This is a genomic window from Castellaniella sp., from assembly GCF_049671645.1.
Taxonomy (GTDB): Bacteria; Pseudomonadota; Gammaproteobacteria; order Burkholderiales; family Burkholderiaceae_B; genus Castellaniella.
This window is the reverse complement of sequence record NZ_JBATVG010000028.1, coordinates 74,549-97,860: the sequence shown is the minus strand read 5'-3', so window position 1 is coordinate 97,860 and position 23,312 is coordinate 74,549. Positions and strand designations below refer to the sequence as shown.

General features: G+C 63.6%; 15 protein-coding genes and 1 pseudogene. 10 read left to right on the top strand and 6 right to left on the bottom strand.

Going from position 1 to position 23,312, the window contains the following annotated elements:
• Positions 1 to 9: 9 nt before the first annotated feature.
• From WBG56_RS15865 to zorA, 3 genes are read right to left on the bottom strand one after another with little or no spacing between them, the layout of a single operon-like run.
• Entirely contained in the window at positions 10 to 1,698 is a 1,689-nt protein-coding gene (locus WBG56_RS15865) for an EH signature domain-containing protein (RefSeq protein ID WP_424270070.1), read from the bottom strand.
• Positions 1,695 to 2,408 carry an OmpA family protein gene (locus WBG56_RS15860; protein ID WP_424270068.1) on the bottom strand — a complete coding sequence of 238 codons (714 nt, stop codon included), beginning with the start codon at positions 2,406 to 2,408 and terminating at the stop codon, positions 1,695 to 1,697. The genes WBG56_RS15865 and WBG56_RS15860 overlap by 4 nt, the downstream gene beginning before the upstream one ends.
• Before the next feature lie 3 nt (positions 2,409 to 2,411).
• Positions 2,412 to 4,445 (bottom strand): anti-phage ZorAB system protein ZorA, encoded by a 2,034-nt coding sequence (gene zorA / locus WBG56_RS15855; protein ID WP_424270066.1) that lies wholly within the window; start codon positions 4,443 to 4,445, stop codon positions 2,412 to 2,414.
• 812 nt (positions 4,446 to 5,257) lie between these two features.
• On the opposite strand from zorA, the pseudogene WBG56_RS15850 reads away from it, so the two are divergent.
• From WBG56_RS15850 to purL, 10 genes and pseudogenes are all read left to right on the top strand, one after another.
• Positions 5,258 to 5,371 (top strand): annotated as a pseudogene (locus tag WBG56_RS15850) (ComEC/Rec2 family competence protein); the annotation flags it as partial.
• Between the two features lie 4 nt (positions 5,372 to 5,375).
• Positions 5,376 to 5,966, top strand: a complete 591-nt coding sequence (locus tag WBG56_RS15845) for a ComEC/Rec2 family competence protein (protein WP_424270116.1) — start codon at positions 5,376 to 5,378, stop codon at positions 5,964 to 5,966.
• A gap of 114 nt (positions 5,967 to 6,080) precedes the next feature.
• Entirely contained in the window at positions 6,081 to 7,313 is a 1,233-nt protein-coding gene (locus tag WBG56_RS15840) for a 3-methyl-2-oxobutanoate dehydrogenase (2-methylpropanoyl-transferring) subunit alpha (protein WP_424270064.1), read from the top strand.
• A 2-nt stretch (positions 7,314 to 7,315) separates the two neighbouring features.
• Positions 7,316 to 8,353 (top strand): alpha-ketoacid dehydrogenase subunit beta, encoded by a 1,038-nt coding sequence (locus WBG56_RS15835; protein WP_424270062.1) that lies wholly within the window; start codon positions 7,316 to 7,318, stop codon positions 8,351 to 8,353.
• Positions 8,353 to 9,735 carry a dihydrolipoamide acetyltransferase family protein gene (locus WBG56_RS15830; RefSeq protein ID WP_424270060.1) on the top strand — a complete coding sequence of 461 codons (1,383 nt, stop codon included), beginning with the start codon at positions 8,353 to 8,355 and terminating at the stop codon, positions 9,733 to 9,735. The genes WBG56_RS15835 and WBG56_RS15830 overlap by 1 nt, the downstream gene beginning before the upstream one ends.
• Before the next feature lie 5 nt (positions 9,736 to 9,740).
• Positions 9,741 to 11,153, top strand: coding sequence for a dihydrolipoyl dehydrogenase (gene lpdA, locus WBG56_RS15825; protein WP_424270058.1), 1,413 nt, complete (start codon positions 9,741 to 9,743; stop codon positions 11,151 to 11,153).
• 119 nt (positions 11,154 to 11,272) lie between these two features.
• Positions 11,273 to 12,217, top strand: coding sequence for an alpha/beta fold hydrolase (locus WBG56_RS15820; RefSeq protein ID WP_424270056.1), 945 nt, complete (start codon positions 11,273 to 11,275; stop codon positions 12,215 to 12,217).
• Positions 12,218 to 12,265: 48 nt separating this feature from the next.
• The gene (locus WBG56_RS15815) at positions 12,266 to 13,114 is read left to right on the top strand and encodes a PHP domain-containing protein (RefSeq protein ID WP_424270054.1); all 849 of its coding nucleotides are present in this window, start codon (positions 12,266 to 12,268) and stop codon (positions 13,112 to 13,114) included.
• Between the two features lie 2 nt (positions 13,115 to 13,116).
• Positions 13,117 to 13,677, top strand: a complete 561-nt coding sequence (gene greB, locus WBG56_RS15810; protein WP_424270052.1) for a transcription elongation factor GreB — start codon at positions 13,117 to 13,119, stop codon at positions 13,675 to 13,677.
• Between the two features lie 163 nt (positions 13,678 to 13,840).
• Entirely contained in the window at positions 13,841 to 17,887 is a 4,047-nt protein-coding gene (gene purL / locus WBG56_RS15805; RefSeq protein WP_424270050.1) for a phosphoribosylformylglycinamidine synthase, read from the top strand.
• A gap of 134 nt (positions 17,888 to 18,021) precedes the next feature.
• Here the strand turns inward: purL and WBG56_RS15800 are convergent, their stop codons facing one another.
• The 3 genes from WBG56_RS15800 to WBG56_RS15790 form a co-directional block, all read right to left on the bottom strand.
• Positions 18,022 to 20,358, bottom strand: a complete 2,337-nt coding sequence (locus tag WBG56_RS15800) for an acyl-CoA dehydrogenase (protein WP_424270048.1) — start codon at positions 20,356 to 20,358, stop codon at positions 18,022 to 18,024.
• A gap of 104 nt (positions 20,359 to 20,462) precedes the next feature.
• Complete coding sequence (locus WBG56_RS15795) at positions 20,463 to 21,542, bottom strand: ABC transporter ATP-binding protein (protein WP_424270046.1); 1,080 nt, start codon at positions 21,540 to 21,542, stop codon at positions 20,463 to 20,465.
• Positions 21,535 to 23,304 carry an ABC transporter permease gene (locus WBG56_RS15790; protein ID WP_424270044.1) on the bottom strand — a complete coding sequence of 590 codons (1,770 nt, stop codon included), beginning with the start codon at positions 23,302 to 23,304 and terminating at the stop codon, positions 21,535 to 21,537. The genes WBG56_RS15795 and WBG56_RS15790 overlap by 8 nt, the downstream gene beginning before the upstream one ends.
• Positions 23,305 to 23,312 lie beyond the last annotated feature (8 nt).

Below are 23,312 nucleotides of genomic sequence, written 5' to 3'. Positions count from 1 at the left end.
GGGTCTACCTTATTTCCACCAACCTTTCCCAGCCTTGTACTGGAAGCCCCAGTCTTGAAAGAGCTGTATTAGTTCAGGGTCGTTGCTGTCTGTATACGCCCATATGTTGCCACCCTTGCTTTGGCGGTCAGCAATATCAAAACGTCTGAATTTTGACAAAGCCTTAAGCTTGTAAGGGGCAAAGCTTCCGTATTTCTCGCTGAGTGTGGCGGGTGTCGATTTTGTTGGCGCGGCAGCATGTGCGGTCTGATTGAGGGCAATGTCCGGAAGAAGATTGAAGTTCTTCTTCAGCGTCGCCTCGAACATATCTTCCCATCGCTGCCATCCATGAATGTTGTCTTGGTGCTGCAGCCAAAGCACGCTTTGATTCTTGTTCTTTAGTGAATTGCTCGCACGGCTTGAGAGGCGTAGGGGCTCCGCTGAATCGAAGACAAATGGCAGCGTATCTTTCTCGTACCCATATAGCGCATTCCCCATGGCACTGAACTCTACGGCAACTAGGTTCCCTAGCGTCATGATGAACGCGTTGTTCGCACTGTTAGTGTCCTTTAGCTCCGTGTGCAGCCCCTTCATCTTTCTCAATAAGACTGCGAAGTCGCGATTAGGCGAGTTCAATGCATGTGAGCCCAGTGCGAACTGGACATTCGTCATGGACTTTACATAGCGCAGCCAGAAATTGGCTCGTCGACGGTCACCAACGCCGTCTTCTGCAAGCGTGGTGAAGAATGCCTCGATGAACTCGCCGCGAAGCCATTCTGCAACCATTTCTCTGGCTTTATCTGTGACGCCACCCCATTGCGCGGCCGTGGAGGGAAGCCACGGATTTCCCCACCATTCGACGGCGGTGTCTCGTAGCCTCTCGTGAATGACGGGTGAGGGAGTTTGAGTGTATGTGTCGAGGATGAGCGTTAAGCTTTGATTCCTGATTTTTACCCCATGCTGCGCCAAGTTGGTCAGCATAGTAAGGAGGTTTGGAATCAGGGCTTTAAATTCTTCAGGCGGCAACGAAATTGCGTGACGAACTTGGGAATGAATCAATGCGCTAGTGAACCAAGAGTTGTCTGTGATGCCGAGCTGCTCTTGGATGCGCTCGACGGTGGACGTGTCTCCGGCGAGCATCGATTCGGCATAAGGTGTGCAAGGGTTCTGTGAGAACAGGTTTTTGTTTTCGTTGGTGGTGATGACCCAGTCCGGATTCTGCCGTTTGGTGTCGACAATTTTTGGAGACCTATCGTGCAAGTAGTCCCGCAGCTTTCGCCAATTCCTGCGGCCTTCTTCCGGTGCGACGTTTCCCTTAGAGTTGTCGTAACTGAAATAGCTGCGAACCAGACCTTGATAGCAGCGACGGAACCATCTGGGCTCATCCACCCATTGTTCAACGCCTGTGTCGCTGCTTAGGATGGCCTGAAACCGTTCCCCATCCTCCATGATGCAGGGTCCCCCGGGGCGGTTGGGTAAGCACATCCCGAAGGAAACGAGCCTGGCATCCTTTAGGTTATCGACGCTGTGTGCCTCCCAAAATTTGCGTACAGCCTTGGCCTGGAGGTCTTCCGGTTCATACGGGCTTGAACCTGCACGGATATGCTGTTGCAGTGCTGCTAAATGCTTATCAAGACTGCTTTCGCCCGTGGCCAGTCTAGTTTTGATGTCAAAACTGCTGTGCAGCTTGTTTGCCAGAAGTTGGAGGGCGGTAGTCATCGCAGAGCACAGTCCCCAAAGTTGTTATCCATATCGACTGGCGAGGCACTACGCTTTTCATCAACACCTAGGAACTCAAGGCGCATTTCGACTCGCCGGCTTTCTTCATCGCTCTCCTTAGCAGCATTGAAGGAATACCCACCAACGAAAAATAAGTTTCTGACGTCAGATTTTTGAGAGTCATCCAGCAAGTTGGGCCCGGTGGTGGCAAACATTGTGCACAGCACCTTTTGGCTTCGCTGGAGGCTTAGGTTCAGATTAGCTAGGTAGGAACCCTTTTTGTCGGTGTAGCCCTCTATGACGATTCGCTTGAGTACACTTTTCCCAAGGTCATCATTGGCCAGCGTCAGAATTTCCGGAACGAATTGACGCAGCACTTGCTCCTGCTGTGCATTAAGCCTCCAGTCGCCAAACGCGAAACGCGCCCGCTGACCAAAGTCGATAACCTGGCGGTTCTTATGGACAGAGATGCCATCGTATTTTTTTGCTGCATCCTCAAAGCGTTGAAGAATCAGTTCAATATTCTTCTGGCGCTCCGCCACCTTCCGGTCATGCTCGGAGACCGTCTTGGTGACAGCCAGCAGTGCAACTCCCATGACCACCAAAAACAACACCATCAGGGCAGTCATCAGGTCAGCGAAAGAAATCCAGAACGGTTTCTCCGCCTCATCTTTGGCACCGCGCTTTACGACGATTCTTGCTCCGAGCATGGTTTATCGCCTATCGGGAGCAGCAATGGTGCCTAGGCTGCTCTCGAGTTCCTGAATGGCTCCCGCGAGTAATCCAACTGCAGAGCCGAGTTCGTCGTGGAATTTGTTATTGACCTTAGCCAAGGTCGATACCACGGCTTCCCTGAAGGAGTCTGAGGATTGTTCCAGAACTTGATTGACTCCGTCCAAGTACTCGTCTGCAGCTTTTTGGGCCGTGGCAAGCTTAGTTGTTGAGGCCTCAATGCGGTGCAAGGCATCAGCTGTGATGCTGGCTTCTTTGCGGGCAAGCTCAATGGTTTCTCGTACCTCGGATAGGAGGCTTGCCAGTGTTTCGCGTTGGGTCCTGTAGTCCCGCAGCGCTTCTTGCAGCGAGCTTGAACTTGCAGTGAGGGAACCGGAAGCCTCGGCCAATTTGTTGCTAGTCTCTGTGACTTGGGCCATGACTCCGGTGACACGCTCGCCTGCAGCAGCAAATGATGACGCGGCTACTCCAAGGCGCTCGGCGCCGGCGTTCATCTTATCTACGGAAGATGTGGTAGCTGAAGATAGTGCAGCAACGCTCTGACTCATTGCCTTGGACGCAGTGCTGATTTCCTGTATGGCGGCTTCGACGCTACTCGTCATTTGGTTCACGGCGCTTGATGCGCGGTCTGCCATCTCTTGCTCACGGGCCTGATTGTTGGCAAAGGCTTGGGCCTGGGATGTACTGAGCGTCCCCAGGATGGAAGTCATCTGTTCCCCGATAGTTTCCAATGTGCTCTGGAGCTTGTGCTGGGTTTCCGTTTGGGAACTCTCTACCAACTCACGAATTTGGCCTACAAACTCTTGGGTCTGTGCGTTGATGCTTGCTTGCCGTTCTTCCATCGACTGAATTGCCGCAGCCATCTTCGTGGCCATCTCGTCGGTGGCGCGTTTGCCGCTATTTTCGAGATTCCCGAGCAGAGTATTTAGAGAAGCCACAGCATCTTGCATGCTCTGCGCCGTCTGCTTGTTCAGCTCGTTGATGTTATTGATTTGGCCACCGAAAAGGTCGTTTAGGCGTTGGCTGAAATGAACCATGACATCGTTGAGCATGTCGATGGCTGCCTTACTCTGGTCGCCAGAGGCGCTCTTAACAGAGGCAGCAATTTCATCCAGCGGGGCTTTCAGGCTTTTTTCTATGCTGGTAGAAATGACCTCTCCGAGCGATTGATTGCCTTCTTTTGTGGCCGCGAGCTGTTGGTTATGGAGAGTCCTCCCGGCTTCAATTTGCGACTGGGTGAGTTCTTGCAGTACCTGCTTCAGGTCATTGACGAGTGAGTCTTTCAGAATTTTTGCTTGGCTGGCAGATGCTTCGGATGCGTTGACCAGCCGAGATAGGTATTCTTCGCCCGCACCAGATTCAAAGTGTGAATCGATCACGTGGGAGATAGCTTCGGTCTTTCGATAGAGCGACGCTAGAATTGCTTTTTCAATGATGGTGTAGACCATCGCTAGTGCAATAGCACTGCCTGAAAGCAGAAATGCGTGTCCCACTGAGTGCATGAGCGACTCAAGGCTTTGGCGTACGGTCTCAGCGTTTTCAGTCACCTGAAACTGTTCCAAACCCTCAATGATGCCCCCGAAGGTACCGACGATGCCAAGCCCTGTGAAGATGCCAGGTAGATGCTTGAAAAACTCCGTTCCTAGGTAACTATCGACCACATATTGGTCGTTGAAATACATCTCAGCCGGGGTGGTAGAGCGTATCGCGGATACCTGTCGTTGTCCGTCTTGCTCCTCGTATTGTGCGTGAAGGGTCTCGTCGTATTCTTTCCATAAATGGCGCAGGTGCTTCGTAGGAAAGATTGCCTGTATTGCCTCTCGACTAGTCTTGGGGTTTATTGCACGTAATTTTTTTAGCATGCTGCCCAAGCGAACCCGGTAGACCAGTGCCCACAGGAAGAAGAGTACGGAGAGTAGGGATAGGATACCCAGAAAATGAGGGATATAGGCTGCAAATACCAGTAGGCCTTTGACTGCCCAAGCTCCAAGTTCGACCAAAAGCTCTTGAATCATGCTGTCTGTATTCCGACGGTTATTTTTCTGGAGTCGGCATGCTTAGTTATTATCTATTGATAAAATTACTTCAATAGAAAAATCACAACAAATAGACAAAAGCACTGCACGGAGAGACCCCGGGAGAGTTATCACAATATAACTGTTTTCAGAAGGTTACAAAATCCTAGAAAAACCTTACTAGGCATGTGGATAAGCTGCCCTTTAGCCTTTTGAGAGAGGGCCTCACCTAGCGGCAGAGACGATGCTTTGGGGTCTTTGCAGACCGATGGTCTGTCTCTTGCACGCTTGGCGAGCAGGGGCTCTTGGCGTATCTCGGTAGCTATACGAGGGAAGTAGGCGGTGAAGAAATCGTCTGTCGCACCCCTTCAAAGGGGGTTTTTGCGGGTGATGGCTTGGTGGTGTTTTTTGGACTTTGGGGCCGCGTTTCCAGAGTCTCCTGCTGCTAGTTAAGGCCGCTTTTTCCCCTCGTCAGTTCTTACGCCTCGCGTAATTGCCTCTGAATTGGGCAGATTTACGCGAGGCGTTGTCGTTTTCAGCACTTCACGACTACTTGTGCGAAGTGCATTTCCGCTCCACGACTACTTGTGCAAAACGGCCTTTTGGGGCCGTTTTCAGCGTTTGGTCGGAAGTGAGAGATGAAATGCGGGACGGACGAGTGAGTGGTAACTGGATAACGGGCAGATGTTGTCGCGGGGTAGGGGATGTAAAAAGTTCATGTAAGTGGCTGAAAAATCTATTTAATGTGTGTTTTCTTCACGACTTAAGGCCCGCATATAAACCGTGGTTACTTCACGACTAGTTGTGTAAAGGTGGGTACTTCACGACTTACTTGTACAGCCACAGATGATGCCGACTGGCGCATCTTCAACCGCACCGGCCTGACGCACCTGGTCTCTATCTCCGGATCCCATATCACGATGCTGGCCAGTGTCGCGGCCCTGGCCATGCGTTGGCTGTGGTGTCGCCTGCCCTGGCGCGGCCGGCTGCTGGCGGAATACTGGCCGGCCCGCCTCGCGCCCGCTGGCCGCCAGCCCTTGCCGGTTCGGAGGGCGCTGGCGGATCGACGGCGTCAGCTTTGAATTTCTATGGCCCCTGGACGCGCGCCCCGAGCGCAAGGGCGTCCAGGCCAATGCCGGCAGCTGCGTGTTGCGGGTGCGCGGCCAGTATCACAGCCTGCTGCTGACCGGCGACATCGGGGCCCGCACCGAAGCGTCCCTGGTCCGGCGCGGCCTGACCCCCGCCGATATTGTGGTGGCCGCGCATCATGGCTCGCGCACCTCGTCGTCGGCGCCTTTCGTCCAGGCGGCTGCCGCCCGGCACGTCATCGTGCAGGTGGGCCGCTGGAACCGTCACGGCCACCCGAACGGCGCTGTCCTGGATCGCTGGCGCCGGTCCGGCGCGACGATCTGGCGCACGGACTGGCAGGGCGGGGTAAATGCCCAGTCGCGCAGCACCGGTCTGTCGTTGTACAGTGTTCTTGAGTCGTCTCGTCGGTATTGGCACGGACGGCGCCCGTAATGGTTTACGCGATCTTGCGCAGCAGGGCAGGATCGGCGATGATGCGGCAGCCGTCCACAAGACGACTATTGCCCGCCAACGGGTTAATGGCAAATCCAAAAGATTTCTGCGACCATGACACAGACACCGCTGAAGTTCTATGTCCCCGAACCCTCGGGGCGTCCCGGTCAAGCGACCGATTTTTCCTATCTGCGGCTGCAGCCGGCTGGCGCCGCCCGCAAACCTCCCGTCGATACCATTCCCTACGATACGCGCGATCTGGCCCTGGGCCTGATCCGGGTGCTGGACGATGACGGCCAGGCGGTCGGCCCCTGGGCCGAAGACCTGCCCGACGATGCCATCCTGCGCCGGGGCATGCAGGCGATGATCAAGACGCGCGTCTTCGATGCCCGCATGGTCATCGCTCAACGCCAGAAGAAGACCTCCTTCTACATGCAGTGCCTGGGAGAGGAGGCCATCGCCATCGGCCAGTCGCTGGCGCTGCGGGACGGCGACATGCATTTCCCGTCCTACCGCCAGCAGGGGCTGCTGATCGCCCAGGACTACCCGCTGTTCGACATGATGTGCCAGATCTTTTCGAACGACAAAGATCCGCTGAAAGGCCGCCAGTTGCCGGTGTTGTATTCCGTGCCGGAAAAGGGCTTCTTCACCTTGTCGGGCAACCTGGGCACGCAGATGCCGCAGGCCGTGGGCTGGGCCATGGCGTCCGCCATCAAGGGCGATACCCGCATCGCCTGCGGCTGGATCGGCGATGGCGCTACCGCCGAATCCGATTACCAGACGGCGCTGCTGTTCGCCAACGTCTACCGCGCGCCGGTGATCCTGAACGTGATCAACAATCAATGGGCCATTTCCACCTTCCAGTCGGTGGCGGGCGGCGAGGGCATCACCCTGGCGGCGCGCGGCATCGGGTCCAATGTGGCGTCCCTGCGGGTGGATGGCAACGATTTCCTGGCGGTCTACGCCGCCTCGCGCTGGGCGGCGGACCGCGCTCGCGGCAATTGCGGCGCCACGCTGATCGAATGGGTCAGCTACCGCGCCGGGCCGCACTCCACGTCCGACGACCCGTCCAAGTACCGGCCGGCCGATGACTGGTCCCGCTTCCCCCTGGGCGACCCGATCGACCGCCTGAAGCAGTACCTGATCGGGCGCGGCATCTGGTCCGAACAGGAACATCAGGATACCCAGAAGGCCTGCGAGGCCGAAGTCGTCGCAGCCCAGAAAAAAGCGGAAGCCCACGGCACGCTGGCCACGGGACGCACGTCCAGCGTGGCCACCATGTTCGAGGACGTCTACAAGGAAATGCCGGAACACCTGCGCCGGCAACGCCAGGAACTGGGGGTGTGACCATGGCACAGGACAATCTGAAAACGCGCCCCATGACCATGATCCAGGCCTTGCGTTCGGCCATGGACATCATGCTGGATCGCGACGACAACGTCGTCATCTTCGGCGAGGACGTGGGCTATTTCGGCGGCGTGTTCCGCTGCACCGAAGGCCTGCAGACCAAATACGGCCAGTCTCGGGTGTTCGACGCGCCCATTTCCGAAAGCGGCATCGTGGCGGCCGCAGTGGGCATGGGGGCCTATGGCCTGCGTCCCGTGGTGGAAATCCAGTTCGCCGACTATTTCTACCCGGCCGCCGACCAGATCTTTTCGGAGGCCGCCCGCCTGCGGTACCGCTCGGCGGGCGGCTTCACGGCGCCGCTGACCATCCGCATGCCCTGCGGCGGCGGCATCTTCGGCGGACAGACCCATAGCCAAAGCCCGGAAGCCCTGTTCACGCACGTGTCGGGACTGCGCACGGTCATGCCGTCCAATCCCTACGATGCCAAGGGCCTGCTGATCAGCTCCATCGAAAACGACGACCCCGTCATCTTCCTGGAACCGAAACGCTTGTACAACGGGCCGTTCGACGGCCATCACGACCAGCCGGTCGTGCCCTGGTCCAAGCACCCGCTGGGCAATGTGCCCGAAGGCTATTACAGCGTGCCGCTGGACAAGGCCGCGCTTTACCGCGAAGGCCGCGAACTGACCGTGCTGACCTACGGCACCATGGTTTACGTGGCGGAAGTCGCCGCCCGGGATGCGGGCATCGAGGCCGACATCATCGACCTGCGCAGCCTGTGGCCGCTGGATCTGGACACCATTCTGGCCTCGGTGCGCAAGACCGGCCGCTGCGTGGTGCTGCACGAGGCTACCCGCACCAGCGGCTTTGGCGCCGAACTGTGCGCCTTGGTCCAGGAACATTGTTTCTATCATCTCGAAGCCCCGATCGAACGCATCACGGGGTGGGATACGCCGTATCCGCATTCCCATGAATGGGCGTATTTCCCCGGCCCCAAACGGGTGGCCGAGGCATTCAAACGTGCGTTCCGGGAGGCATAATGGGTATTCATATCATCAAGATGCCTGACATCGGCGAAGGCATCGCGGAAGTCGAATTGGTCGAATGGCACGTCCAGCCGGGCGATGCTGTGGTCGAGGACCAGATCCTGGCCGATGTCATGACCGACAAGGCCACCGTGCAGGTGCCGTCCCCCGTGCATGGGCAGGTCGTTTCCTTGGGCGGCGCCGTTGGCCAGGTCATGGCGGTGGGGTCCGAACTGATCCGCCTCGAAGTCGAGGGCGAGGGCAACGAGCACACCTTCAAGACTCGCGCCGCGTCGGCTGAGCCGCCGGCATCGGCCGAATCCTCTTTGGCCAGCGCCGCGGCGCAGGGTGGCGGCGCGCGGGCAACGTCCGCGCCCCAGGCTGCGGATGCCGCTCCGGCGGCGCCCGAAGCGCCTGTGGCCCGCGCCGCGCCGGCGGTCGCAACACCTGCAGCGCCTGCCGCCCACGCCGTCCAGGCGCCGCATGCGACCACCCACGCGCCGGCGCGGCCCGAGGGCCAGCGGCCCCTGGCCTCGCCCGCCGTGCGCCGCCGCGCCTGGGATCTGGGCATCACCTTGCAGTACGTGCCGGGCAGCGGTCCGGCCGGCCGCATCACGCAAGGGGACCTGGACGCCTGGCTGGCCCGCGATCGCAATGACACCTCGCATCGCACCACGGGATCGCTGTACCAGGCCCACGACGAGGAAACCGCGATTCCCGTCATCGGCCTGCGGCGCAAGATCGCGCAGAAAATGCAGGAATCCAAGCGGCGCATCCCGCACTTCACCTATGTCGAGGAAATCGACGTCACCGAGCTGGAGTCCTTGCGCGGGCGGCTCAATGCCCGCTACAGCACGGAACGCGGCAAACTGACCCTGCTGCCGTTCCTGGCGCGGGCCATGGTGCTGGCCCTGCGCGAATTTCCGCAGATCAATGCGCGCTTCGACGACGATGCCGGCGTGGTGACCCAGTTCGGCGCCGTGCACCTGGGGGTGGCGGCGCAGACGCCGTCGGGCCTGATGGTGCCGGTGGTCCATCATGCCGAGACGCTGGACCTCTGGTCCTGCGCGTCCGAAATCGTCCGCTTGGCCGAAGCCGCCCGCCAAGGCAAGGCGGCCCGGGACGAACTGACCGGCTCGACCATCACCATCACCAGCCTGGGGCCGCTGGGCGGTATCGTGTCCACCCCGGTGATCAACCACCCCGAAGTCGCCATCGTGGGCGTCAATCGGGTGGTCGAGCGCCCGGTCTTCCAGGAAGGCCGGGTCGTGGCGCGCAAGCTCATGAACCTGTCCTCGTCCTTTGATCATCGCGTGGTCGACGGCATGCACGCCGCCGAGTTCATCCAGTGCATCCGGCGCTATCTGGAATGCCCGGCGCTTCTGTTCGTGGAGTAAGCAGCATGTCCAATCCCATCAATACGACCTTGCTGATCATCGGCGGCGGCCCCGGCGGCTACGTGGCCGCCATCCGGGCGGGCCAATTGGGCATTCCCACCGTGCTGGTCGAAGGCGCCACCCTGGGCGGCACCTGCCTGAACATCGGCTGCATTCCGTCCAAGGCCTTGATCCACGTCGCGGAACAATTCCACGCCCTGCAAGGCTATGCGGGGGATTCCCCCCTGGGCATCCGCGCCCAGGCGCCCGAACTGGACCTGGATCGCAGCATCGCCTGGAAGGACGGCATCGTCAAAAAACTGACCGGCGGAATCGGGGCCTTGCTGAAAAAGCACAAGGTCACGGTCGTCCAGGGCTGGGCGCGCATCGTCGACGGCAAGACCGTGGACGTGGACCCTGTGGCCAAGGGCAAGGCGGGAGCCCCCCAGCGCATCCGCTGCGAGCATCTGCTGCTGGCGACCGGATCCGAACCCGCCGCCTTGCCCTTCATGCCGTTCGGCGGCCCGGTGATCTCATCCACCGAGGCCCTGTCGCCTGAAAAACTGCCGAAATCGCTGGCCATCGTGGGCGCGGGGTACATCGGACTGGAACTGGGCACCGTCTACCGCAAGCTGGGCGTCAAGGTCGACGTCATCGAGGCCCAGGACCGCATCCTGCCCGCCTATGACGCCGAACTGGTCAAGCCCGTGCACAAGGCCCTGAAATCCTTGGGTGTCAACCTGCACCTGCAGACCCAGGTGCTGGGGCTGACGGAAGACGGCAAGGGCCTGCGCATCCAGCCGCCCAAAGCGGATGAACAGGTGCTGCCCGCCCAGCAGGTTCTGGTGGCCGTGGGCCGCCGGCCCCGCAGCCGGGGCTTCGGCCTCAGTTCCCTGATGCTGGACATGGACGGCCTGGCCGTCCGGGTGGACGAGCGCTGCCGCACCTCCATGAACGGCGTGTGGGCGATCGGCGACCTGACCGGGGAGCCCATGCTGGCTCATCGCGCCATGGCGCAAGGCGAATGCGTGGCCGAGCAGATCGCGGGTCATGTCCGGCGCTTCGTGCCGGCCGCGATTCCGGCGGTGTGCTTCACGGATCCGGAAGTGGTGACGGCCGGGCTGTCGCCGCAACAGGCGGCGGCCGCCGGCATCGACGCCCTGGACGGCGTCTTTCCGTTGGCGGCCAACGGCAGGGCCATGACGCTGGAATCCACGGATGGCTTCGTGCGCGTCGTGGCGCGGCGCGACAACCACCTGATCCTGGGCTGGCAGGCCGTAGGGCGGGGTGTGTCCGAGTTCGCCGCCGCGTTCGGCCAGTCCATCGAAATGGGCGCGTGCCTGGAAGACGTCGCTCATACCATCCATGCTCATCCCACCCAGGGCGAGGCCATCCAGGAAGCGGCGCTGCGGGCCTTGGGCCAGGCGCTGCACATATAGGGCGTGGGGGCTGCGGCCGGCAGGCCCGCCCTCGGCGGATGAGGGCGGGCTCGGCGCCAGGCGGGAACGGGCGGGCCGACTACAATCGGGATATCGTCTTTTAGCCAAAGGCTGTGCCCATGTCAGCGACTGTCCATTCGGCCACCGAGCCCCGCCTCGATTTCGTCACCTGCGCCAGCCCCGCCGGCCTGCACCGCATGGCGTACTGGGAATGGGGCGACCCGCGCAATGACCGGGTGCTGTTGTGCGTGCATGGACTGACGCGCACGGGGCGCGATTTCGACCTGTTGGCCCAGGCGCTGCAGGATGATTATCGGGTGGTGTGCCCGGATGTCGTGGGCCGCGGGCGGTCCGACTGGCTGATCGATCCCTCGGGCTATGTGGTGCCGCAGTATGTGGCCGATATGGTGACGCTGATCGCCCGCCTGGCGCCCGGCCAACTGGACTGGGTGGGCACTTCGATGGGCGGGCTGATCGGCCTGGGCCTGGCCGGCGCGGCGATGGTGTCGCCGGCGCTGCGCCCCGGCAGGGGCGCCTGGGGTTTGGGCTCTGCGCCGGATATTCCCCTGGGCCGCATGGTGTTCAACGATATCGGCCCCGCTTTGAACTCGGGCGGCCTGTCGCGCATCGGCGGCTATGTGGGCCAGGACATCCGGTTCGCATCGTTTCAGCAGGCAGTGGATTACGTCCAGGCCGTGTCCCAGGGATTTGGCCCGCACGATGCCGCTGGCTGGGCCGCGCTGACCGAGCACGTCTTCCATGAGCAGGACGGCGAGTGGGTCAAGCATTACGATCTGCGCATCGCGCAGCCCTTCGCCCTGCAGACTCCAGAGGCCACCGCGGCCGCCGAGGCGCTGCTGTGGCGGGCCTGGGACCACCTGCCCATGCCGCTCCTGGTCCTGCGGGGCGCCCAGTCCGATATCCTGTCGGCCGAGACCGCGCAGCGGATGGTCAGCCGCAATGCCAACGCCCGCTGCGTGGAGTTCCTGGGGGTGGGGCATGCGCCCACCCTGCGGTCCGAGGATCAGATCGCGGCAGTGCGGCGTTTCCTGCAGGACGCGTGATACGGCACGATACGGCAAGATACGGCACGGTCGTGTACAGTTGGACGGATGAGCTTGAATATTGATTTACATAGCCATTCCCGGCAGTCGGATGGCGTCCTGTCGCCGGCGGATGTCGCGGCAAGGGCCCACGCCAACGGCGTGGATTGGTGGGCGCTGTCGGACCACGATGAAACCAGCGGCCTGAGCGAGGCCGCGCAGGCCGCCCGCGATCTGGGCATGGGCTTCATTCCGGGGGTGGAGATCTCCGTTACCTTTTGCGGCAAGACGGTCCATATCGTCGGCTTGCGGATCGATCCCGCCGACGCCGCCCTGGCCGCCGGTCTGGCCGATATTCGCCGCAGCCGCTTCGACCGGGCCCGGCTGATGGCCGAATGCCTGGCCGGGTGCGGTATCGCAGGCGCCTTCGAGGGCGCCCTGCGCCACGTGGACAATCCCGATCTGATCAGCCGCGTGCATTTTGCCCGCCATCTGCTTGAACAGGGGCATGTCAAATCCTTGCAACAGGCCTTCGACCGCTATCTGGGCGAAAACAAGCGGGCGTTCGTGCCGATTCAGTGGGCCAGCCTGGAACAGGCCGTGGGCTGGATTCATGGGGCGGGCGGCAAGGCCGTCATTGCGCATCCCGGGCGCTACAAATACACCCCCCAGCAGCGCAGCGCCCTGTTCCAGACCTTTAAGGATCTGGGCGGGCAGGGTATCGAGGTCGTCACCGGCAGTCACACGCCGGCGCAGTATGAGCAGTATGCCCGCCTGGCGGCGGAATATGGGTTTCAGGCGTCGCGCGGGTCGGATTTCCACGCTCCGGGCGTGGGACGCGTCGATCTGGGGCGCATGCCGGATCTGCCCGGCAGCCTGGTTCCTGTCTGGCGGGACTGGATTCAAGAGGAACACTGAACATGAACAAGGCCTTCGTCAAAGAGTCGGACGGGGATGATGACGATGATCTGCCCGACGCCCGGACGCTGCCCGCCGGCACGAAAAACTATATGACCACGGCCGGCTACCGGACTTTGAAAGATGAACTGATGCATCTGATGAACGTGGAGCGGCCGGAGGTGGTGCAGGTGGTGTCCTGGGCAGCGTCCAATGGCGACCGGTCGGAAAACGGCGACTATATCTATGGCAAGAAACGCCTGCGGGAGATCGATCGCCGCATCCGTTTCCTGACGCGGCGCCTGGAGTCTGCCGAGGTCGTCGATCCGTCGCAGCAGCCCAACCGCGATCAGGTGTTCTTTGGCGCGACGGTGCATTACTGCGACAGCCAGGGCCAGGAGTTCACCGTCACCATTGTCGGCGTGGACGAGGCCGAGCCCCTGGTCGGACGCATCAGTTGGGTATCGCCCGTAGCCCGCGCCCTGATCAAGGCGCGCGAAGGCGATACCGTGACCTTGCGCACCCCGGTCGGGATCGAGGAACTGGACATTCTGGACGTCAGCTACCCCGCTGCGCCGGACTGAAGCGATCCGAGCCCGGCGCGGGCAGCTCTACGGGCCGGGGACACAGCCGCGCGCGGGCGATCGGGCAAGCCGTCGGGACGGTGGCAGGGGCATGGGCCTGCTCTTGGCCCGATCCCGGTAAAATGGAAGATTCTTCCTTTCGTTTGCCTTGGGCCTTTCTGCCGTGACCTCCGTATTGATCATTCCCGGTTCCGCCGCTTTGTCCGATTTTCGCCGGCAGCGCCTGCTGCAAACACTGACAGGGCAGGGCCTGCCGGTGGCTTCGGTCGCGGCCCGGTCCTGCTATTTCGTCGGGGTCGACGGGGCGCTGTCCGATGCCGATCGGGCGCGGCTCGATGCGCTGCTGGACGATGGCCGGCGCGAAACAGCGCAGGCCGACCGGCATGCCGCGCAGTTCATGGTGGTGCCGCGTCTGGGCACGATTTCCCCCTGGGCCAGCAAGGCCACCGACATCGCCCGGCATTGCGGTCTGCCGCAGGTTCACCGGATCGAGCGCGGGGTGCGGTATATCGTCACGCCCGAACGCCGCCTGCTGGGCGCGCAGAAATTCACCGACTCGCAGATCCAGGCCATCGCCGCCTGCCTGCACGACCGCATGACCGAAGCCGTGATGCCGGCGGATTTCGACGGGCAGGCTCTGTTTGCCCCGGTATCCGGCCAGCCGGTGCGGGCGGTGCCGGTCATGGAGCAGGGCCGCGCGGCCCTGGACGACTGCAATGCGCGTCTGGGCCTGGCGCTGTCGGCCGACGAAATCGAATATCTGTTGCGCGCCTATCGCGACCTGGGGCGCGACCCCACCGACGTCGAACTGATGATGTTCGCCCAGGCCAATAGCGAACACTGCCGCCACAAGATCTTCAATGCGCACTGGACGCTGGATGGCCAGGCGCAGCCCCAGACGCTGTTCGACATGATCCGCGCCACCCATGCGGCCCAGCCGGAAGGCACGGTCGTGGCCTACTCCGACAACGCGGCCGTCATGGCGGGCGGTCCGGCGTCGGCCTTTCACGCGGGGGATGCGGTCGACACCGTCTACCGCCGCCACGACATCACCTCGCACATCCTGATGAAGGTGGAAACCCACAACCACCCCACGGCGATTGCGCCGTTTCCAGGGGCTGCCACGGGGGCCGGCGGGGAAATCCGCGACGAGGGCGCCACCGGGCGCGGCTCCAAGCCCAAGGCGGGCCTGACGGGTTTCACGGTGTCCGACCTGCGGGCGGGCGATGCCCTGGAGCCCTGGGAAGACCCGGCCAGCGCGCCGGATCGCATCGCCACGCCGCTGGACATCATGATCGAAGGCCCTATCGGCGGCGCAGCTTTCAACAATGAATTCGGCCGGCCCAATCTGCTGGGCTATTTCCGCAGCTTCGAACAGACCGTGGCCGGGGTGCGGTGGGGCTATCACAAGCCCATCATGCTGGCGGGCGGCCTGGGCCAGATCGATGCCCGGCTGACACACAAAGACCCTCTGCCCCCCGGAGCGCTGCTGGTGCAGCTGGGCGGGCCGGGCATGCGCATCGGCATGGGCGGGGGGGCGGCGTCCAGCATGGGCGCGGGCACCAATCAGGCGGACCTGGACTTCGATTCCGTGCAGCGCGGCAATCCGGAGATGCAGCGCCGCGCCCAGGAAGTCATCGACCGCTGCTGGCAGCAGGGGGACGGCAACCCGGTCCTGGCCATCCACGACGTGGGCGCGGGCGGCTTGTCCAATGCCTTCCCCGAACTGGTCAATGATGCCGGGCGGGGCGCGGAATTCGAATTGCAGCGCGTGCCTCTGGAAGAATCCGGTCTCTCGCCCGCCGAAATCTGGAGCAACGAATCCCAGGAACGCTATGTGCTGGCCATCCTGCCGGCCGATCTGGACCGCTTCGCGCGGATTGCCGATCGCGAGCGCTGTCCCTACGCCGTCGTGGGCGTGGCGACCGAGGAACGCCGCCTGCGCGTGACCCTGGGCGAGGGCCTGCCGGGCCTGGATCGCCCGGAGGGCGAACTGCCCGCCACCGCCTTGCGGCCTGTGGATGTGCCCGTGGACGTGATCCTGGGCAAGCCGCCGCGCATGCAGCGCGACGCTCGCCGGGTCGACCTGGACGGCGTTCCGCTGGACCTGGCCGATATCGAACTGCCCGATGCCGTGGAACGGGTGCTGCGTCATCCGACGGTGGCCAGCAAATCCTTCCTGATCACCATCGGCGACCGCACGGTGGGCGGCCTGACGGCCCGCGACCAGATGGTGGGGCCGTGGCAGGTTCCCGTCGCGGATTGCGCCGTCACCCTGCGCGACTACGAAGGGGTTGCCGGCGAAGCCATGGCGCTGGGCGAACGCAGCCCGATCGCCGTGCTGAATCCGGCGGCATCCGGCCGTATGGCCGTGACCGAGGCCCTGACCAATCTGGCGGCCGCCGGGGTGGCCCGCCTGGAAGACGTCAAGCTGTCCGCCAACTGGATGGCGGCCTGCGGTGCGCCGGGCCAGGATGCCGCCTTGTTCGATACCGTGGCCGCTGTCAGCGACTGGTGCCAGACGCTGGGCCTGTCGATTCCCGTGGGCAAGGATTCCCTGTCCATGCGCACCGCCTGGCAGGACGACGCGGGCGATCATCAAGTCGTTTCTCCGGTGTCGCTGGTGGTCACGGCCTTCGCGCCGGTGGCCGATGTGCGCGCCACCGTCACCCCGCAGCTGCGCACCGATGCCGGCGATTCCGTGCTGCTGCTGATCGATCTGGGCGAAGGGCGCCAGCGCATGGGCGGTTCGGTCCTGGGGCAGGTCTTCCGTGGCCTGGGCGCCGAAACGCCCGACATGCAGGATGGCAATCTGCTGCGCACGGCCTTCCTGACCGTGCGTGAACTGGTCGCGCGCGGCTGGGTGCTGGCCTGCCACGACCGCTCCGATGGCGGCCTGCTGGCCGCGGCCGCCGAAATGGCCTTCGCCGGCCACGTGGGCGTGTCCCTGAACCTGGACATGCTGACCATCGATCCGCACACGGCCGATGCCGGCGACTACAAGATCCGCAACGATCAGGTGGCGGTCCTGCACCACGAGCACAATCTGACGGCGCTCTTCAACGAGGAGGCCGGCTGGCTGCTGCAGGTGCCGCGCGCCCATCGCGACGAGATCCTGCAGTTCCTGCGCCAGGCCGGCCTATCGGCCGTCACGCAGGTGGTCGGCATGTTGAACGCCAAGCAGGAACTGCAGGTGTTCCGCGATGGCGCCATCCTGTATCAACGGCCCCTGGCCGAATTGGGGCAGATCTGGAGCGAAACCACCCGCCGCATCATGGCGCGGCGCGACCATCCCGATTGCGCCCAGGCCGAATACGATACCTGGCTGGACACGGAGAATCCGGGGCTGGCGCCTCGGGTGGATTTCGACCCGCAGAAAGACGTGGCGGCGCCCTTCATCGCCGCCGGCGCCCGTCCCCGGGTCGCCATTTTGCGCGAGCAGGGCTGCAACAGTCAGGTGGAAATGGCCTGGGCCTTCGACGTGGCGGGCTTCCAGGCGGTGGACGTGCACATGACCGACCTGCTGGCCGGGCGCATCCGCCTGGAAGACATGCAGGGCCTGGTCGCCGTGGGCGGCTTCAGCTATGGCGACGTGCTGGGCGCGGGCGAAGGCTGGGCCCGCACGATCCGCTTCAACGCAGCGCTGGCCGACCAGTTCGGCGGCTTCTTCGCCCGCCCTGACGTCTTCGCCCTGGGCGTGTGCAATGGCTGCCAGATGCTGGCCGCGCTGGCCGACATGATTCCGGGCGCGCAGCACTGGCCGCGCTTCACTCGCAACGTTTCGGAAAAATACGAGGCCCGGCTGTCTCTGGTCGAGATCCTGGATTCGCCGTCCCTGTTCTTTGCCGGCATGGCCGGAACGCGTGCGCCCATCGCCGTGGCGCACGGCGAAGGCTACGCCAATTTCAGCCAGCAGGGCGATGCCCGGCAGGTGCTGGCGGCGGCCGCTTTCGTGGACAATCGCGGCACGCGCACCCAGGCCTATCCCGCCAATCCCAACGGCAGTCCGGACGGCCTGACCGCCGTCACCACGGCCGATGGCCGCTTTACCGCCATGATGCCGCACCCGGAACGGGTCACGCGCAACGTCGCCATGTCCTGGCGACCGGCCCGCTGGGGGACGGCGGACCAGGGCGGAGACGGCACGATCCACGGCGGCTATACCCCCTGGATGCGGATGTTCCGCAACGCGCGGACCTTTTTGGGATGAGACAGGACTGAAAATGGTCCCTGTGAACTGACCCTCAAAGGTTGGATCGGTGTCCAACTTTTTGGGTGCAGTTCACTGCGGACCCTTCTGTGCCGATCGAATCCGAGCGGCCTGCAGACCGCGAGGTGGGGGGATCAGCCCCGCGTCTGCGCTCCCGACGGCCCCTGGAAGTCCGGGGCGAAGTCGTCCACGGCGATCACCCTGTCGCACAAGGCGTTGCGGGTGCGCAGGCGTTCGTATTCCTCGTCCGTCAGTCCTCCGGCGGCGTGGACGGCCTCGGCGATGTCGCGCACATTGGCGCGCGGGTCGCCTGCGGGAAGTCGTCCTGATTTTTCGAACTCACGCACGCGGGCATCCAGCGGCTGCGTGGCCAGCACGGCCTGCAACGCGGCTTCCAGGGCTCCCACCGGTTCTTCCTGGGCGGCGGGCACGTAGGCCAGGCGGGTCAGGCGGTTCCGGGTGTCGCCCGGGGTGCAGAGCGCGTCCGCCACGGCCGCGGACAGCGTGTCCGAAGGTGCTGAGAAACTGCGGCCCCAGGGGAACAGCAGCACCCGCAGGGCGCAGGCCAGGAACCGGTTGGGGAAGTTGCTCAGTACCCCTTCGATGGCTTCCTGGGTCCGGCAGAACGCATCCTGGATGGCCCAGTGCGCCAGCGGAGCATCGGCGGCCTGGCGGCCCTCGTCTTCGAAACGCTTGAGCGTGGCGGAAATCAGGTAGAGCTGCGACAGCACGTCGCCCAGCCGCGCGGAGATCGATTCGCGCCGCTTCAGCGAGCCGCCCAGCACCAGCATGGAAGCATCCGCCAGCGTGGCGAATGCGGCTGAAAATCGCGTCAACTGCCGGTAATAGCGTGCCATGCCGGGGGCGACGTCGGTATCGGGGCGGGCCAGCAGGGCGCCTGTCCAGCCATGCCCGATCGCGCGCAATTTATTGGCGGCCGCGTGGCGCATATGCCCCCAGAACGCCACGTCGAAATCCGCCAGGCCCTGTTCCGGATCGCTGGCCTGCGCGGCGCGCATTTCCGCCAGCACGAACGGATGGCAGCGGATGGCGCCCTGGCCGAAGATGATCAGACTGCGGGTGAGGATGTTCGCGCCTTCGACGGTGATGCCCACGGGGATCTGCTGGTAGGCGCGTCCCAGGAAATTCTGCGGCCCCAGGATGATGCCCTTGCCGCCGATGATGTCCATGCCGTCGTTGACCACGGCGCGGCCGCGTTCGGTGACGTGATATTTGGCGATGGCGGACAGTACGGCGGGTTTTTCGCCCAGGTCGACGGCGCCGGCCGTCATGGATCGCGCGGCATCCATCAGGTAGGTATTCGCGCCGATGCGGGCCAGCGGCTCGATGACCCCCTCGAATTTGTGGATGCGGGTGCGGAACTGATTGCGGACCACGCTGTAGGCGCCGACCGCTCGCGCGGTCAGCTGCGCCATGCCGGCGTAGGACGAAGGCAAGGAGATCGAGCGTCCCGCCGCCAGGCATTCCATCAGCATGCGCCAACCCTGGCCCGCCTGTTCCGGGCCGCCGATGATGAAGTCCAGCGGCATGAACACGTCGCGCCCCCGCGTGGGGCCGTTCATGAACATGGCGTCCAGCGGAAAATGGCGCCGGCCGATCTCGACCCCGGGGTGATCGCGCGGCACCAGGGCGCAGGTGATGCCGATATCAGGTTCGTCGCCCAGCAGGCCGTCCGGATCGTAGAGCCGGAATGCCAGCCCCAGCACCGTGCAGACCGGTCCCAGCGTGATGTAGCGCTTGTCCCAGGTGACTCGCATGCCCAGGACCTCCTGGCCCTGCCACGTGCCTTGGCAGACGATGCCGTGGTCCGGGATGGCGGCGGCGTCCGATCCCGCCCAGGGGCTGGTCAGGCCGAAGGCGGGGATGTCCTCGCCGCGCGCCAGGCGGGGCAGGTAATGGTCTTTCTGCGCCTGCGTGCCGTAGCGCAGCAGCAGTTCCGCCGGGCCTAGCGAGTTCGGGACCATGACGGTGGCCGACAGCGCTGAATTACGCGATGCCAACCGGGTCACGACGGCCGAATGGGCGCTGGCGGAAAACCCCAGCCCGCCGTATTCCTTCGGGATGATCATGCCGAAGAAGCGGTGTGTCTTGATGTAATCCCAAGCCTGCGGGGGCAGGTCCAGATCCTGGCGCGTCACCTGCCAGTCGTGCACCATGGCGCACAGCGTTTCGACTTCCCGGTCCAGGAAGGATTGCTCTTCTTCCGACAGCCGGGGGGCGGGGATGGCATGCAGGGCGCGGGCGCTGGGCCGGCCGGAAAACAGGGCGCCGTCCCACCAGACCGTGCCGGCTTCCAGGGCCTCGCGTTCGGTGTCCGACATGCGGGGCAGGATGCGCCGGAACAGCTTGTACAGGGGACGGCTCAGGAATTTCAGGCGCCAGTCCCGCTGCGTCAGCACGATGGCCGATGCTGCCAGGACGAGCACGATCAGGATCAGCACAACGGTCATGACGCGACTCCAGGTTCAGGCTCTGAGTCATGATACCGCCTGGGCGGGCGGCAGCGGCCGACCGGGGCTCGCCCGTTCCCGTGCGACGGGCCGCCGCCGGCGGTTCAGGCCGGGAAAATCCAGACCGCTTCCGGGGGCATGCTCAGATAGCAGGGATCGGGCGTTCTTTCCTGGCGTCCATAGGCGCGCAGGGTCAGGCCCTCCGGGTCGTGCGCGCCGGCCTGGCGAAACAGGTATTCCCATTTGTCGCCCAGGTACATGCTGGCCGACACCGGCATGCGGATGCTGTTGGGCGTGGCGTCCTGGCTGAGCGCCACCTGTTCCAGGCGGATGATGGCCACGGCATCCTGTCCGCTGGACAGCGGCGCCATCGCCGTGCCCGAAATCGACCAGTCCGCGCCTTGCAGCGTGGCCCGCTGGTTGTCCGCCTGAATGACCTTGCCCTGCAGGCTGTTGTTGCTGCCCATGAATTCGGCGCAGAACCGCGTCCTGGGCGAGGCGTACATTTCCTGCGGCGTGCCCTGCTGTTCGATCTGGCCGTTGTGCAGCAGCAGGATGCGGTCGGCGATCGCCATGGCTTCCGCCTGGTCGTGCGTCACCATGATGGCCGACAGGCCCAGGCGCAGGATCAGCTCGCGCAGGAAGGCGCGGGCTTCTTCCCTCAGCTTGGCGTCCAGATTGGATAGAGGTTCGTCCAGCAGCAGCACGGGCGGGTTGTAGACCAACGCCCGGCCGATGGCCACGCGCTGCTGCTGCCCGCCGGACAGCTCGTTGGGGTAGCGTTTGCCCAGCTTGCCCATGCCCAATTGGTCCAGAATCTCCTGGACGCGGGTGTGCTGTTCGGCGGTCTTGACCTTGCGCAGCTTCAGGGGGTAGGCGATGTTTTCTTCCACGGTCTTGTGCGGCCAGAGCGCGTAGGACTGGAAGACGATGCCCAGGTCGCGGTGTTCGGCCGGCATTTCGGTGCGGGAGTCGCCGTCGAACAGCACGCGTTCGTTCATGGTGATGCGGCCCTGGCTGGCCTGTTCCAGCCCGGCGATGGCTCGCAGCAGCGTGGTCTTGCCGCTGCCCGACGAGCCCAGCAGGGCCACGACTTCGCCGCGCTGCAGTTCCAGCGAGACGCCTTTGAGCACCGGATTGGTCCCGTAATTCAGGTACAGGTCCTGGACAGTGAGTTCAATCATGAAGCTTGACTCCGAAACGTAGTGCGACACCCATGCCGATGACGACCAGCAGGATATTGATGAAGGACAGCGCGGCGACGATGTCGATGGCGCCGGTGGCCCACAGGGACACCAGCATCGAGCCGATGGTTTCCGTGCCCGGCGTCAACAGATAGACCCCGGTGGAGTATTCGCGCTCGAAGATCAGGAACATCAGCAGCCAGGAACCGATCAGGCCGTAGCGGGCCAGCGGCACCGTGATGTGGCGGGTGACCTGGGATTGCCGGGCGCCGGTGCTGCGTGCGGCTTCTTCGAGTTCCGGCGACACCTGCAGCAGGGTGGCGGAAATCAGGCGCAGGCCATAGGCCATCCAGACCACGGAGTAGGCCAGCCAGACGCTGAAGATGGTGGACCTCAGGCCGCGCAACGGCTCGATCAGGTGGTCCTGCATCCACAGGGCGCCGGGCAGCACCGACAGCCAGCCGTCGGCCAGGGAATTCTTCAACCACATCGGCACGAACAGGAAGATCCACAGGAATGCCAGGCCGGCCAGCAGCCCGGGCACGGCGCGGGGCACCAGCACGCTGTAGTCCAGGAACCGCGTCACGTGGTCCTGCTTGCGGTGCCCGGCCAGGGCGATGGCGGTATAGCAGGCCACGGCCAGAGCCCCGCCGATCACGCCGATCAGGATGGAGTTCCAGATGGCGCGCATCAGGGTGGGCTGTTCCCAGATCGTCTGGAAGGCATGGATGGACAGCACGTCGGTCAGGGAGATGCCGATGCCCCAGTTGGTGACGAAGGCCCGCAGCACCACGCCCGTCAGCGGCACGATGATGGCCACGAACAGCCACAGGCCGACGACGGCCCCGGCCGCGCCGCGCCATTTGCCCAGCGGCAGCACGCGGGGGCGGGTGACCTTGCCCTTGACGGTGGCGTAGCGGGCGGCGCTGGCCAGCAGCCGTCTTTGCAGCATCACCAGGGGGATGGTGAAGGCGATCAGCACGATGGCCACCGCCGCCATCAGGTGGTAGGACGGGATCCCCAGCTTGTTGGTCAGTTTGTACAGGTAGGTGGACAGCACCAGGTGGCCTTCCGGGTCGCCCAGCACCAGCATCAGGCCGAAGACTTCCAGCCCCAGGAAGAACAGCAGGACCGAGGCGTAGGACAGCGCCGGGCGCACCATGGGCAGGCTGACGGCCGTCATCACCTGCAGGGGGGAGGCGCCGGTGCTGCGGGCGGCCTCTTCCACGTCCGAGCCCAGGCTGTGCAGGGCCGACGAGATGTACAGGTAGGCGTAGGGCACGTGCGTCAGCCCGGCGATGACGATGATGGCCGGCAGCGAATAGATGTTCCAGGGCACGAAGCCCAGCAGATTCTGGGCCCAGGTCGAAAAGAAGCCCACCGGGCCGGCCGCCACCACGTAGCCGAAGCCCAGCACCATGGGCGAGACGAACACCGGCACCAGGATCAGCGGCTGGATCCAGCGGCGTCCCGGCAGATCGGTGCGCGATACCAGGAAGGCCAGGATGCCGCCCAGCGGCACGGCGATCACGACCAGGCCGCCGGCCAGCGCGAAGCCGCTTTTCAGCGCCTCGTAGAAATCGGGGTCGGCGAAAATGAAGCGGAAGGCATCCAGTCCGACGTGCTTGTCGGGCATGAAGAAGGGTTCCGACAGGAAACTCTGGACAATGATGAACGACAGCGGCAGATAGATCGCCAGTGCGGTCAGCGCCACCACCAGGCCGCGCGGCAGAGATTGCCGCCGTATGCGCAGGAACGACATGAGGGCAT